10 protein-coding genes and 1 pseudogene are annotated in these 13,619 nt (G+C 72.3%); 5 read left to right on the forward strand and 6 right to left on the reverse strand.

Translation table 11 applies throughout. The features are described from left to right. Positions 1-253 precede the first annotated feature (253 nt). Complete coding sequence (gene yczR / locus FED44_RS16300; RefSeq protein ID WP_138461180.1) at positions 254-1,735, reverse strand: MocR-like transcription factor YczR; 1,482 nt, start codon at positions 1,733-1,735, stop codon at positions 254-256. A gap of 64 nt (positions 1,736-1,799) precedes the next feature. On the opposite strand from yczR, the gene yczE reads away from it, so the two are divergent. The 4 genes and pseudogenes from yczE to FED44_RS16320 all read left to right on the forward strand — a co-directional run. Next, on the forward strand, positions 1,800-2,438 hold the full coding sequence (yczE, locus tag FED44_RS16305; protein ID WP_111698739.1) for a membrane protein YczE: 639 nt from the start codon (positions 1,800-1,802) through the stop codon (positions 2,436-2,438). Between the two features lie 24 nt (positions 2,439-2,462). After that, entirely contained in the window at positions 2,463-4,298 is a 1,836-nt protein-coding gene (locus FED44_RS16310; protein WP_138461181.1) for a glycoside hydrolase family 15 protein, read from the forward strand. Positions 4,299-4,430: 132 nt separating this feature from the next. After that, complete coding sequence (locus tag FED44_RS16315) at positions 4,431-5,018, forward strand: snapalysin family zinc-dependent metalloprotease (RefSeq protein WP_111698735.1); 588 nt, start codon at positions 4,431-4,433, stop codon at positions 5,016-5,018. 12 nt (positions 5,019-5,030) lie between these two features. After that, positions 5,031-6,830: pseudogene (locus FED44_RS16320) on the forward strand (glycoside hydrolase family 15 protein); the annotation flags it as partial. 3 nt (positions 6,831-6,833) lie between these two features. Here FED44_RS16320 and FED44_RS16325 read toward each other — a convergent pair. The 3 genes from FED44_RS16325 to FED44_RS16335 form a co-directional block, all read right to left on the reverse strand. Continuing rightward, positions 6,834-7,823, reverse strand: a complete 990-nt coding sequence (locus FED44_RS16325; RefSeq protein WP_138461183.1) for a pirin family protein — start codon at positions 7,821-7,823, stop codon at positions 6,834-6,836. A 91-nt stretch (positions 7,824-7,914) separates the two neighbouring features. Then, positions 7,915-8,820 (reverse strand): hypothetical protein, encoded by a 906-nt coding sequence (locus FED44_RS16330; RefSeq protein ID WP_244301984.1) that lies wholly within the window; start codon positions 8,818-8,820, stop codon positions 7,915-7,917. Between the two features lie 43 nt (positions 8,821-8,863). Then, a complete protein-coding gene (locus FED44_RS16335) occupies positions 8,864-9,826 on the reverse strand; it encodes a S66 peptidase family protein (protein WP_244301985.1) in 963 nt (320 codons plus the stop codon). A gap of 31 nt (positions 9,827-9,857) precedes the next feature. Between FED44_RS16335 and FED44_RS16340 the strand changes: the two genes are divergently transcribed. Then, complete coding sequence (locus FED44_RS16340; protein WP_117410030.1) at positions 9,858-10,736, forward strand: sulfotransferase family protein; 879 nt, start codon at positions 9,858-9,860, stop codon at positions 10,734-10,736. Here FED44_RS16340 and FED44_RS16345 read toward each other — a convergent pair. Together FED44_RS16345 and FED44_RS16350 are read right to left on the reverse strand one after the other, a co-directional pair. Continuing rightward, a complete protein-coding gene (locus FED44_RS16345; RefSeq protein ID WP_138461184.1) occupies positions 10,733-12,628 on the reverse strand; it encodes an ABC transporter ATP-binding protein in 1,896 nt (631 codons plus the stop codon). The two genes, FED44_RS16340 and FED44_RS16345, sit on opposite strands and share 4 nt — an antisense overlap. A gap of 56 nt (positions 12,629-12,684) precedes the next feature. After that, entirely contained in the window at positions 12,685-13,539 is an 855-nt protein-coding gene (locus tag FED44_RS16350) for an enoyl-CoA hydratase/isomerase family protein (RefSeq protein WP_117410032.1), read from the reverse strand. Positions 13,540-13,619 lie beyond the last annotated feature (80 nt).

The raw sequence follows: 13,619 nt of genomic DNA on the forward strand, positions 1-13,619 counted from the left end.
CGGTGAGCTGCCCCCACCAGTCGTCGGCACCGGTATCGTTCGAACGAGAGGGGCGCTCAGGCCCAGTGTCGAACAGATCCATAACACCTCCCCGAGAGATTCGAAATCCTGTATGAATTCTTCCACATCAGCCGGTCATGAACACCCCCGCACCGGGAATTGCTGGAGCCACAGGCGAATTCCCAATTGCCTAATATGTGGCCCCTGCCCGGCTTCTTTGCAATTGGCGGCGAAATAGCCAGCCAGACGGTGGTCACAGGGTCGGCGTGAGCGGCTCCCGGGATGGGCGGCCGGCCGGAGGGCCCCCAAGGAAGGCCATGCCGGAGACGACGTGCGAGGCGCCCGGGGAAGTGGCCGGGGAGGAGGCGAGGCGGCGTACCGCATCCTCAAGCACGGCCGGGGGCTGGGTGAACGTCAGCCGCACGTACCGCTCCAGCGTGCCGTCCACCCCGAACCACGGCCCCGGGGACAGCCGTACCCCCCGGGCGGCGGCGGCCTCCGCGACCGCGCTCGCCGACGGGGTGTCGAGCCGCACCCACAGCGACCCGCCGCCGGGCGGCGGGGTGAAGGCCCAGCCCGGCAGCCGCTCGCGCAGGACCCCGGTGAGCGCGGCGAGCGAGGCGTTGAGCGCGCGGCGGCGCTCGGCCCGCGCCTCCTCGATGCGCTCGAACAGGAAAGCCACGACAAGCTGGTCGAAGACGGCGCTCGCGATGTCCACGGCGGCGCGCAGCAGGGCCAGGCGCCGCACCATCGCCGCGGTCGTCCGGATCCAGCCGACCCGCAGGCCGCCCCACCACAGCTTCGACGCCGATCCCACGCTGATCACCCGCCCGTCGGTGTCGAACGCGGCCAGCGGCGTCGCGCGTACGGAGGCGTCCAGCGCCATCTCGGCCCAGACCTCGTCGGCGATGAGCGTCGTGCCATGACGCCGCGCGGCCCCGACCAGCGCGGCGCGGCCGGCGTCGTCCATGAGGTGACCCGTGGGGTTCTGGAAGTCGGGGATGACGTAGGCGAGGCGGGCCGCCGACTGGCGCATCGCGCCGCTCACCAGGTCGAGGTGCCAGCCGTCCTCCTGGACGCCCACCGGCACCAGGCGGGCCGACCGCAGCCGGGCCGCGTCGATCGCGTGCGGGTACGTCGGCGACTCGACCAGCACCGGGTCCCCCGGCCCCGCGAGCAGGGACATGATCAGATGGACGGCCTGCTGCGCCCCGCCCGTCACGAGGATCTGCTCGGGCCGGGTGGGCAGCCCCCGCTCGCCGTACCGGCGGGCGATCGCCTCCCGCAGCGGCGCGAGCCCGAGCGGGTGGTAGCCCGAGCCCAGCGCGTACCGGTGGTAGGCCCGGCCCGCCTCCTCCACAGCCTCGCCGAGGAGGGAGATCGCGGGCGGGGCGGCGGCGTGCAGCGGCAGCAGCCCGTCCTCGTCGGAGGCGAGCCACGGGTTGTCCACGCCCAGTGCGCCGGGGTCCGGCAGGGCGGTGCGGCTCCCCGACCCCTGCCTGCTCTCCAGGTAGCCCTGCTCGCGCAGCCGGTCGTACGCGGTGGTCACGGTGGTGCGGCTGACGCCGAGCGACTCGGCCAGGTGCCGTTCCGGCGGCACGCGCACCCCCACGGCGAGTCTCCCGTCGAGGATCAGACCGCGTACGGCGTCCGCGAGCGCCCGGTAATACGGGCGGGAGCTCGGCGGGACCCGGACGAGCCGGGCGAGCTGGGGAGCGCTGAGATACCGGTCCATGCGGACCAATTTCGTCGATTGGCCCTTTTATGGCAAACCATTGGCCTGCACCATTGAGCCCACTATGACCGAACTCTCCCTTTCGCGCCCCAGCTCGCTTCCGTTCCGGCTCGTCCGTCTCTACGTCGGCCTGGCGCTCTACGGCGGCGGGATCGCGCTGCTCGTCGAGTCCGGCCTGGGCCTCGACCCGTGGGAGGTCTTCCACCAGGGCCTCTCGGTGCGTACCGGCTGGTCGATCGGCATGTGCATCAACCTGGTGGGCGCGCTGGTGCTGCTGCTGTGGATCCCGCTGCGGCAGCGGCCCGGCCTCGGCACGATCAGCAACGTCCTGGTGGTGGGCACGAGCGCCGACGCCGTGATGTGGCTGGTGCCCACGCCCGCCGTGTGGCCGGTCCAGTGGATCTTCCTGCTAAGCGGGATCGTGGCCATCGCCGCCGCCTCCGGGCTCTACATCCACGCGGGCTTCGGCCCGGGGCCGCGCGACGGCCTGATGACCGGCCTGCACCGGATGGGCCTGTCGATCCGGCTCGCCCGCACGATCGTCGAGCTCACCGTGCTCGCCGCCGGATGGCTGCTCGGCGGCACCGCCGGGATCGGCACCATCGTGTTCGCCCTGACGATCGGCCCGCTGACGCAGGTCTTCATGAAGCTGTGGGCCCCGGCCGGGGTCACCACCCGGTCACCGGGTACGCAGCCGTCATGACGCGCCGCGCGGGGAGGTGAGCGAATGCGGATCGAGGACTACGCCCTCGTCGGGGACACCCAGTCGGCCGCCCTCGTCGGCCGGAACGGCTCGGTCGACTGGCTGTGCCTGCCGCGTTTCGACTCCCCCTCGTGCTTCGCACGCCTGCTCGGCGACGAGTCCAACGGCTTCTGGCGCCTGGCCGCCGCGGGGCGGGACACGGCCGCCAGGCGGGCGTACGTCGGGGACTCCCTGGTGCTCGCGACCGACTGGGAGACCTCCACCGGGACGGCCAGGGTCCTCGACTTCATGCCGGTCCGGTCGGGCAACCCGGACCTGGTACGGATCGTGGAGGGCCTGTCGGGCACGGTCGAGATGACGACCGAGATCCGCATCCGCTTCGACTACGGCCGCATCGTGCCCTGGGTCCGCCGTACGGGCGGCCACCTGCACGCCGTCGGCGGCCCCGACTCGGTCTGGATCCACTCCCCCGTCCACCTCCAGGGCGGCTACTACCGGCACCAGGCCGCCTTCACCGTCTCCGCCGGGGAGCGGGTGCCCTTCGTGTTCACCTGGCATCCCTCCCACCAGCCGCGGCCGAGGGCCATCGACCCTCTCGCCGAACTCGGCCTGACCATCCGGCTGTGGCAGGACTGGGCCGCGCGCTGCGGCTATCGCGGCCCGTGGCGTGACGCCGTGGTCCGCTCGCTGATCACGCTCAAGGCCCTGACGTACAGCCCGACCGGCGGCATCGTCGCCGCGCCGACCACCTCGCTGCCGGAGCACCTCGGCGGGGTGCGCAACTGGGACTACCGCTACTGCTGGCTGCGCGACGCCGCCATGACGCTCGACGCGCTCCTGCGGGCCGGATACGTCGAGGAGGCCGACGCCTGGCGGGTGTGGCTGCTGCGGGCCATCGCCGGCCGACCCGAGGACCACCAGATCATGTACGGCGTGGCCGGTGAACGCCGCCTGCCGGAGACGACGCTCGACTGGCTGCCCGGCTACGAGGGCGCCCGGCCCGTCCGCATCGGCAACGGCGCCGCCGGCCAGTTCCAGCTCGACGTCTACGGCCAGGTGGTCAACGCGCTCTACCGGGCCCGCAAGCAGGGCATGGCGCCCGACGACTACACCTGGGCGCTGCTGGTGAAGGGGGCCGAGTTCCTCGAACGCAACTGGGACCGGCCGGACGAGGGGCTGTGGGAGGTGCGCGGGCCGCGCCGCCACTTCGTCCACTCGAAGGTCATGGCCTGGCTCGCCATGAGCCGCATGACCCGAGGGGCGGCCGAACTGGGGCGTACGGGGCCGTTCGAGCGGTGGGGCGCCCTGCGTGACCGCATCCACGCGGAGGTCTGTGAGAAGGGTTACGACCCGGTCCGCAACACCTTCACCCAGTCCTACGGCTCACAGGAGCTCGACGCCGCCCTCCTGCAGATCCCCATCGTCGGCTTCCTGCCCCCCGACGACCCCCGCGTCACCGGCACCATCGACGCCGTCGAACGCGAACTCATGACCGACGGCTTCGTCCTGCGCTACCCCACCGCAGAACACAACCCAGCCGAACACAACCCCGTCGACGGCCTCCCCGGCGGCGAAGGCGCCTTCCTCGCCTGCAGCTTCTGGCTCGCCGAAGCCCGCGCCCTCACCGGCCGCCACCACGAGGCCAACCAACTCTTCCAGCACCTCGTCAACCTCACCAACGACGTCGGCCTCCTCGCCGAGGAATACGACCCCCGCACCCACCGCCAACTCGGCAACTTCCCCCAAGCCTTCAGCCACATCCACCTGATCCGTACCGCCCAGGCGCTGAGCGGCGCGGCCGCGCGCCCGCTTTACGGCACTCCGCCGCCCACCACAGCCGGACGTCCCGAGACGGGCTGACGGTCAGGCGCCCTATACCGAAGTGATAGGGGGAAAGTGGCCTGTCCCCGCGGGGCTTCGCCGCGCGTACGTTGACGGCAGCCCCACCCGAGGCGTGCCTCGCGGTGGCAACCCCCGATCGAGGAGATCTCGATGCGCCTGTCACGATTCCTCCGCGCCCTCCCGGCCCTGGTCCTGGGCCTCGTCCTGCTGTCGCCCCTGCCGTCCGCCCACGCCGGGGTGAGCGGGGTGAGCGGGGTGAGCACAGTGAGCGCGGTGCGCGTGCTCCGCTACGACGCGAGCCGGGCCGCCGAGTTCCGCACAGTGGTCGACCAGGCGGCCCAGGTGTGGAACGCGAGCGTCACCAACGTCCGGCTCGTGGCCGGCACACCGGCCGACTTCACCGTGCTCGCCGACAACGGCTGGCCGCGCACGAGCCGCACCAGCCTCGGCCGGGGCACGATCTGGATGGGCAGGGAGGCGACGAGCGAGGGCTACTACCCGCTGCGCATCGCCACCCATGAGATCGGCCATATCCTCGGCCTGCCCGACCGGCGGACCGGCCTGTGCTCCGACCTGATGTCCGGTTCCAGCGCCCCGGTGAGCTGCACCAACGCCAACCCCAGCGCGGCGGAGCGCAGCGCGGTCAACGCCAACTTCGCCGGTTCGGCCCTGCTAGGCGGATCCGGCGCTCTCTTCGTCGACCGGCCGGACGCCGCGAGCCTCGCTCCGGCGGCGTAGGAGCGGCGTAGGTACCGCCTCCCGGGTAGCGTGGCGGGCATGCGGATCGAGGACTACGCCCTCGTGGGCGACATGCAGTCGGCCGCCCTCGTCGGCCGGAACGGCTCGGTCGACTGGCTGTGCCTGCCGCGTTTCGACTCCCCCTCGTGCTTCGCCCGGCTGCTCGGCGACGAGTCCAACGGCTTCTGGCGCCTGGCCCCGACGGGCCACGAGGAGGCGACCCGCCGGGCGTACGCCGGGGACACGCTCGTCCTGGAGACCGTCTGGGAGACGCCCACCGGCGCGGTCAAGGTGATCGACTTCATGCCGCCCCGCTCGGCCAACCCCGATCTCGTACGGATCGTGGAGGGCCTGTCGGGCACGGTCGAGATGAGCACCGAGATCCGCATCCGCTTCGACTACGGCCGCATCGTGCCCTGGGTCCGCCGTACGGGCGGCCACCTGCACGCCGTCGGCGGGCCCGATTCGGTCTGGATCCACTCTCCCGTCCATCTCCAGGGCGGTGACTACCGGCACGAGGCGACCTTCAGCGTGTCCGCCGGGGAGCGGGTGCCGTTCATGTTCACCTGGCACCCCTCCCACCACCCGGAGCCCGAACGGATCGATCCCCTGGAGCAGCTCCGCGAGACCGTGGCCATGTGGGAGGCCTGGTCGTCCCGGTGCGGATACCGGGGCCCGTGGCGTGACGCCGTGGTCCGCTCGCTGATCACGCTCAAGGCCCTCACCTACAGCCCGACCGGCGGCATCGTCGCCGCGCCGACCACCTCGCTGCCGGAGCACCTCGGCGGGGTGCGCAACTGGGACTACCGCTACTGCTGGCTGCGCGACGCGGCGATGACGCTCGACGCGCTGACCGGCTCGGGGTACGTCGAGGAGGCCGACGCCTGGCGCTCCTGGCTGCTGCGCGCCATCGCCGGCCGCCCGGAGGACATCCAGGTCCTGTACGGCGTGGCGGGCGAGCGCCGGCTGCCGGAGACGACGCTCGACTGGCTGTCCGGGTACGAGGGGTCCCGGCCGGTGCGGATCGGCAACGGCGCGGCCACGCAACTCCAGCTCGACATCTACGGGGAGGTCGTGAGCGCCCTGTACGAGGCGCGCAAGCAGGGCATGCCCCCCGACGACCACGCCTGGGCGATGATCACCGCGGTGATGAGGTTCTTCGAGCACAACTGGGACCGGCCGGACGAGGGGCTGTGGGAGGTGCGCGGGCCGCGCCGCCACTTCGTCCACTCGAAGGTCATGGCCTGGGTCGCGGCCGACCGCATGGTCCGGGTGATCGAGGAGCTGGGCCGGAAGGGCGACGTGGAGAGGTGGCGGGGGCTGCGTGACCGCATTCACATGGAGGTCTGTGAGAAGGGTTATGACCCGGTCCGCAACACCTTCACCCAGTCCTACGGCTCACAGGAACTCGACGCCGCCCTCCTGCAGATCCCCATCGTCGGCTTCCTGCCCCCCGACGACCCCCGCGTCACCGGCACCATCGACGCCGTCGAACGCGAACTCATGACCGACGGCTTCGTCCTGCGCTACCCCACCGCAGAACACAACCCAGCCGAACACAACCCCGTCGACGGCCTCCCCGGCGGCGAAGGCGCCTTCCTCGCCTGCAGCTTCTGGCTCGCCGAAGCCCGCGCCCTCACCGGCCGCCACCACGAGGCCAACCAACTCTTCCAGCACCTCGTCAACCTCACCAACGACGTCGGCCTCCTCGCCGAGGAATACGACCCCCGCACCCACCGCCAACTCGGCAACTTCCCCCAAGCCTTCAGCCACATCCACCTGATCCGTACGGCGCTGGCTCTGCGAGGCTAGCCGTCAGGGCGTCTCGGACAGCGGGACGTCGGCGTGCGGGACCCGCTCGGCGGGGATGACGCCCAGGCGTCCCGCCTGGTAGTCCTCCATCGCCTGGATGATCTCGGCGCGGGTGTTCATCACGAACGGGCCGTAGTGCGCGACCGGCTCGCGGATCGGCCGCCCGCCGAGGAGCAGCACCTCCAGAGCGGGCTCGGCCTGCGGCTGGGCGGTGTCCGCGGCGAGGGTCAGCGACCCGCCCGGGCCGAAGAGGGCGAGCTGCCCCTTGCGGACCGGCCGCCGCTCGGCGCCCACGGAGCCCTGGCCGGCCAGCACGTAGGCGAGGGCGTTGAAGTCCGGGTTCCACGGCAGGTCGAGCCGGGCGCCCGGGCTGACGGTCGCGTGCACCATCGTGATCGGGGTGAACGTGACGCCGGGGCCGGCGTGCCCGTCCAGGTCTCCGGCGATGACCCGGAGCAGCGCGCCGCCGTCGGCGGAGGCGAGCAGGGCCGCCTCCCGCCCCCGGATGTCCTGGTAGCGGGGCAGGTGGAACTTGTGCGCGCGGGGGAGGTTGACCCACAGCTGGATGCCGTGGAAGAGCCCGCCCGAGACCACCAGGTGCTCCGGGGGCTTCTCGATGTGCAGCAGGCCGGACCCCGCGGTCATCCACTGGGTGTCGCCGTTGGTGATGGTGCCGCCGCCTCCGTTGGAGTCCTGGTGCTCGAAGACGCCGTCGATGATGTAGGTGACCGTCTCGAAGCCGCGGTGCGGGTGCCACGGCGTGCCCTTCGGCTCACCGGGGGCGTACTCGACCTCGCCCATCTGGTCCATGTGGATGAACGGGTCCAGCAGCGACTGCGGCACCCCGGCGAACGCGCGCCGTACGGGGAAGCCCTCGCCCTCGAAGCCGCTGGGCGCGGTCGTCACCGACCGTACGGGGCGAGGTCCGGCGACGGCCGGATCAGGTGCGGCGACGCGGGGCAGGGTCAGGGTGTCTGCGGTGACGGCGGGCATGGCCACCTCTCCTGGTTGAAAGTTCAACTTCTGACGCGTTGAACCATGCCCGGCCGCGGGACATTCCCGGCGCCGACCAGTTCAGCCGAACTCAGGACCGGCCGGCGATCCGGGCGAGGAGCCGGGCGAACTCCGGCGGCGGCGCGACGACGAGCCGGGTCTGCCCGTCGTGACTGATCAGGTCGGCCTGGATGCGGGTCAGCTTGCCGCGGCGCCACCAGTACACGTGCGGGCTGAGCCCGTCGGCGTGGCCGGCGTGCTCCCGGTGGGCGAACAGGCGCAGCCGCTCGATGGCCCGCACCACGCCGATGCCGGCCACCGGATGCACGGCGATCAACCCCCGGTGCGGCAGCACGGCGAGCATGCCGTCCTCGGGCACGTGGGTGTGCGCGGGCAGGCGGCGCAGGTGGGCGGCCGCGCTGGGCGCGGTCAGCAGCGTGACCTCCGTGCCGCCCAGGTCCAGCCGGGACACCGTGGGCCGCTCGTCGGCCAGGGCGTTGCCCACCGCGACGTCGAGCGCCTCACCCGGGGGGATGGGCCAGCAGAACGCCTCCTCCGGGCGGACCGGGCGGGCGCCGATCGTCAGCACCTCGATCAGGTCGGCGCTCAGGTGGCGGCCGATGATCCGGGAGGGGTCGGGGAAGGCCGGGTCGTCGGCGGCGTGGACCCGCGTGCGCAGCAGCGGCTTGATCGGCTTGAGGTTGCACGCGTCGAAGGGCTCCCCCGACACGGCGTGGGCCAAGTGCTCGGAGACCAGCATGGGCCAGTCCTCCCGGGTGCGCCGGGCGGCCTCACGGCGCAGGCCGACGAGGTTCACCACCCGTTCGCGCTCGGGGGAGGACAGCGTCAGCGACGTGCCGTCGGCGGCGAACCCGCAGGTGTAGCCCATGGTCTCGGCGACCAGCCCCAGCAGCGAGTCGAGATCGACGTCCTCGACGGCTCTCGGGGCGGGATGGTCCGGTCGCGTCCGGCTGAGCAGTCGCCGCAAGAGTCCCAACGCACCATCCCTTCACCACGGCCCGGGCGCCTCCGGGCGCGTATCAGGTTGCCGCGTCGGAGTCGCGGATTGCGCCCGCGACGGAACACGATTCGGTCACAATAGCCACATTCGTCTCCAACCACATACTCAGCTGTGGTGATCCGTGTCCGACGGGCAGCCCGGCGAGGACCGGCACACCCAGCGGCGCCAGGCGTTCGGCCAGCACCGGCAGCGGGTCGCCGCAGTCCACCCATGATCCGAGCACGATCCCCGCCGCGCCGTCCAGGCAGCCCGCCTGGAGCAACTGCGTCACCATCCGGTCGATCCGGTACGGCTCCTCGGTCACGTCCTCCAGCAGGACGATCCGGCCCTCCCCCCGCATCGCGTACGGCGTGCCGCACAGGGCGGCGAGCAGGGCGAGGTTGCCCCCGGTGAGCCGTCCCTCGGCCCGTCCCGGCACGACGACGCGGTCGCCCGTGATCGGGGCGGGCGTGCCGCCCTCGAACAGCGCCTGCCGCAGGTGGGCGAACGTGACCGGTTCGGGCCCCCCGGGGTCGCTGATCGTCGCGCAGGCCGGCATCGGCCCGAAGAGCGTCGCCAGGCCGAGCCTGTCGGCGAAGGCCCGGTGCAGCGCGGTGATGTCGCTCGACCCCAGCAGGATCTTCGGCCCGGCCGCCGCCATGGCGTCCCAGTCGAGCAGCCCGAGCAGCCGGGTCGTGCCGTAGCCGCCCCGCGCGCAGATGACGGCCGCCACCTCGGGGTCGCACCAGGCCTCCTGGAGATCGGCGGCGCGTGCGGCGTCGGGCCCCGCCAGGTAGCCCTCCCGGGCCCGCACCGACGCTCCGTGCACGACCCGCAGGCCGAGCTCCTCCAGGACCGCCCCGCCGCGCTCCAGCCGTACGGGATCCACCGGCCCGGCGGGCGCGACCAGCGCGACGGTGTCCCCCGGCCGCAGCCGCCGGGGCGCCTCCGGTACCGTTACCGAGGCGACACCCCCCGCCCCGCCGCGGATGCGCTCGCTCACCCTTCAAAGGGTGTCAGACTAAGCGGTATCTATGCGACCTCCGACGCACATCCTCGTGGTCAACGGCGTCAAGGTCCGTCGCCCGGTGTTCGTGATCGCGGCCCCGCACTCCGGCGCGGACCTGCTGGGCCGTGCGCTCAAGCGCTCCCCCGGCTTCCACGTGACCATGGGCAGGGGCCCGGTGACCCGGGTCGTCTACGCCTTCGCCCGGAGGCCCTCGATCGCCCGTAGCGGCGGGGCGCCCCGGGTGCTGCGCGACGTGCTGGCGGAGGCCTGGCAGGTCGTCCCGGCCTCCTGTGCGGAGTGCACGACCGCCTGCCGGGAGGCCGGCGGCATCATCGGCGCCGGGCCCTGCGTCGGGCCGGACGCGCTGTCGCGGTTCGGCGACGCCAGTCCCGACCTGATCTACAGCACGCCGGTGCTGCTGCGGGCGTTTCCGGACGCCCGGTTCATCCAGGTCATCCGCGACGGCCGCGACGTCGTCGCCGACATGCTGGCCGATCCCGCCTGCATGGCCTGGGTCAAGCCGCACATGCTGAGCGAGGACGCCGAGTTTCCCAACCCGTTCCTCGGCGTGCGCTCGGCCGAGCACCGGCAGCGCTGGGCCGAGATGCCGGCCGCGGGCAAGTGCGCCCTGCGCTGGCGCGGCGCCGTACGGCTGAGCGCGGCCCTGCGCCGCGAACTGCCCGCCGAGCACCTGCTCACGCTCAGGTACGAGGACCTGGTGGCCGCGCCCGGCGAGGCGATCGACGCGGTGTCGTCCTTCCTGGAGACCAAGGTCTCGATGATCGCGCTGTACGGCGCGACGATCCCCCGGCCGGGCGGCTGGCGCAGCCGCCTGTCCGGCGAGGACGCCGAGCTGGTGGAGAAGGTGGCCAGGGAGGAACTGGCCCGTCTCGGATACCGCTAGCGTCCCGAGCCGCCTGAGCCCCCTGAGCCGGTGAACTGGGTGCGGTACAGCTCGGCGTACGCGCCGCCCTTCTTCAGCAGTTCCTCGTGCCGGCCGTGCTCCACCACCCGGCCGTCCTCGATGACCAGGATCGCGTCGGCCTCGCGGATGGTCGACAGCCGGTGGGCGATCACCAGCGAGGTCCGTCCCCGCAGGGCCGTCTTCAGCGCCTGCTGCACCGCCGCCTCGGACTCGGAGTCGAGGTGCGCGGTGGCCTCGTCGAGCACGACGACCCGGGGCGCCTTGAGCAGCAGGCGGGCCAGGGCGATGCGCTGCTTCTCCCCGCCCGACAGCCGGTATCCGCGGTCGCCGACGACCGTCTCCAGCTCCTCGGGCAGGTTCTTGACCAGGTCGGCGATCTGGGCCGCGCGCAGGGCCTCCCAGACCTCCTCGTCGGTGGCGTCGGGACGGGCGTAGCGGAGGTTGCTGCCGATCGTGTCGTGGAACAGGTGGGCGTCCTGCATGACCACCCCGACCGTGTCCCTGATGCCGTCGAGGGTGGCGTCGCGGACGTCGAGCCCGTTGATCCGCACGGCTCCCTCGTCCACGTCGTACAGCCGGGAGACCAGCGAGGTGATGGTGGTCTTGCCCGCGCCCGAGTGGCCGACGAGCGCCACCAGCTCGCCCTCGCGGGCGGTGAACGACACGCCCTTCAGCACCTCCTGGGAGGGGCCGGTGTCCGGGCGGGCCACCGACTCCAGCGACGCCAGCGAGACGTCGGAGGCGGCCGGGTAGCGGAAGCGCACGTCGTCGAACTCGATCGTCACCGGCCCCCCGGGGATCGGCCGCGCGCCGGGCTTCTCGGCGACCATCGGCTTGAGGTCCAGGACCTCGAAGACCCGGTCGAAGCTCACCAGCGCGGTCATCACGTCGACGTGCACGTTCGACAGGCTGGTCAACGGGCCGTACAGGCGCATGAGCAGGGACGACTGGGCGACCAGGGTGCCGAGCGCGAACACCCCGGAGATCGCCAGCGTGCCGCCGAGGCCGTAGACGAGCGCGGTGGCCAGCGCGGCGACCAGCCCCAGCGCGATGCGGAACACCGCGCCGTACATCGCGACGATCACGCCGACGTCGCGGACCCGGCCCGCCCGCTCGGCGAAGTACGCCGCCTCGTCGTCCGGCCTGCCGTAGAGCTTGGCGACCATCGCCCCGGCCACGTTGAAGCGCTCGGTCATCACCGAGCTCATCTCGGCGTCGAGCTGCATCTGCTCGCGGGTCAGCGCCGACATCCGGCGGCCGACCCACTTGGCGGGGAAGATGAAGATCGGTAACAGGACCAGCGCGACCAGCGTGACCTGCCACGACAGCACGATCATGGTGCCGAGCACCAGCACCAGGCTGATCACGTTGGAGACCACCGACGACAACGTGCTGGTCAGCGCCCGCTGCGCCCCGATGACGTCGGTGTTCAGCCGGGAGACCAGCGCGCCGGTCTGGGCCCGCATGAAGAACGCCACGGGCATGCGCTGGACGTGGTCGTAGACCTCCGTGCGCAGGTTGTAGATCAGGCCCTCGCCGATGCGCGCGGAGAACCAGCGCTGCGCCAGGCCGAGCCCGGCGTCCACGACGGCCAGCGCGGCGATCGTGACGGCGAGCCACAGCACCACCTCGACCCGCTTCGGGATGATGCCGTCGTCGATGATCGACTTCATCAGGAGCGGGTTGGCGACCACGATGACCGCGTCGACCACCACCAGCGCGAGGAATCCGGCGATCTGCGCCCGGAAGGGCCGCGCGTACCCGGCGATGCGCCGGACGGTCCCCGGCGCGATGCGCTCCTTCGTCACGGAGCTGTCACGCCGCAGGGACCGCATCACCTGGAAGCCGTAGCCCCCGTTCATCATCGACATATGCCGTACATCCTCCCAGGCCGTGCAGCGATGGGAGGACTCCCCCGATTCCCCCGTCAGCTCCCAGCGAACAGTGCGCGGATGCGCGCCACCTGTTCGGCCCGTTCGGCGGCGGCCTGCTCCTCCAGGGTGCGCCCCGGCGCGGCCCTCAGCAGGCGCTTGGTGGCGGTCGCGGCGGCGTGGTCGGTGGCCAGCAGCGCGGCGGCCAGGTCACGGGTGGTCTGGCCGAGCTCGCCCGCCGGCACCGCGATCTCGGCCAGGCCGAGCCGTACGGCCTCCTCGGCCCCGACGACACGGGCGGTCAGGCACATCTCGATGGCGCGGGGAACCCCGACGATGTCGGCCAGGGGCTTGGTCCCGGTCAGGTCGGGAACCAGCCCCAGCGCGGGTTCCTTCATGCAGAACTTCACGTCGTCCGCGACGACCCGCAGGTCACACGCGAGCGCGAGCTGAAAACCCGCCCCGATGGCGTGACCCTGCACGGCCGCGATCGACACGATCTCCGGCCTGCGCAGCCACAGGAAACCCCTCTGTGCCTCCGCGATCAGCCGTTCCAGCTCGGTGTCGCCGAGCGCCGCGGCGCTCGCGAAAGATTCCTGCCCGGGTACCCCCTCGGGCGTGAACATGCGCAGGTCGATTCCGGCTGAGAAGGACGGCCCCTCGCCTCTGACCACGACCACTCTCACCCGCTCCGGAAGGGTGTCCCCTATCCGGGCCAGAGCCGACCAGGTCGCGAACGTCTGTGCGTTGCGCTTGTCCGGCCGGTCCAGGGTGACGGTCGCGATCTCGCCGTCCACCTCGCAGCGCAGTCCGATCTCGGCCGGCGCGGCCGCCGAGACCGTCGACACATCGGAGCCGCCGCCCGTCTCGCGGGCGTGCTCCGGATCCCCCCCCACTGCCGCTTCCGCCATGCCTGCTCCTGCCTTCGGTGAGGAGCCACGTCGCCTCGCACGGCCGGTCCGGTGCGGCGCACCGCCCGTGCCGGGCGTCC

Source organism: Microbispora triticiradicis (assembly GCF_005864065.1).
Lineage (GTDB): Bacteria > Actinomycetota > Actinomycetes > Streptosporangiales > Streptosporangiaceae > Microbispora > Microbispora triticiradicis.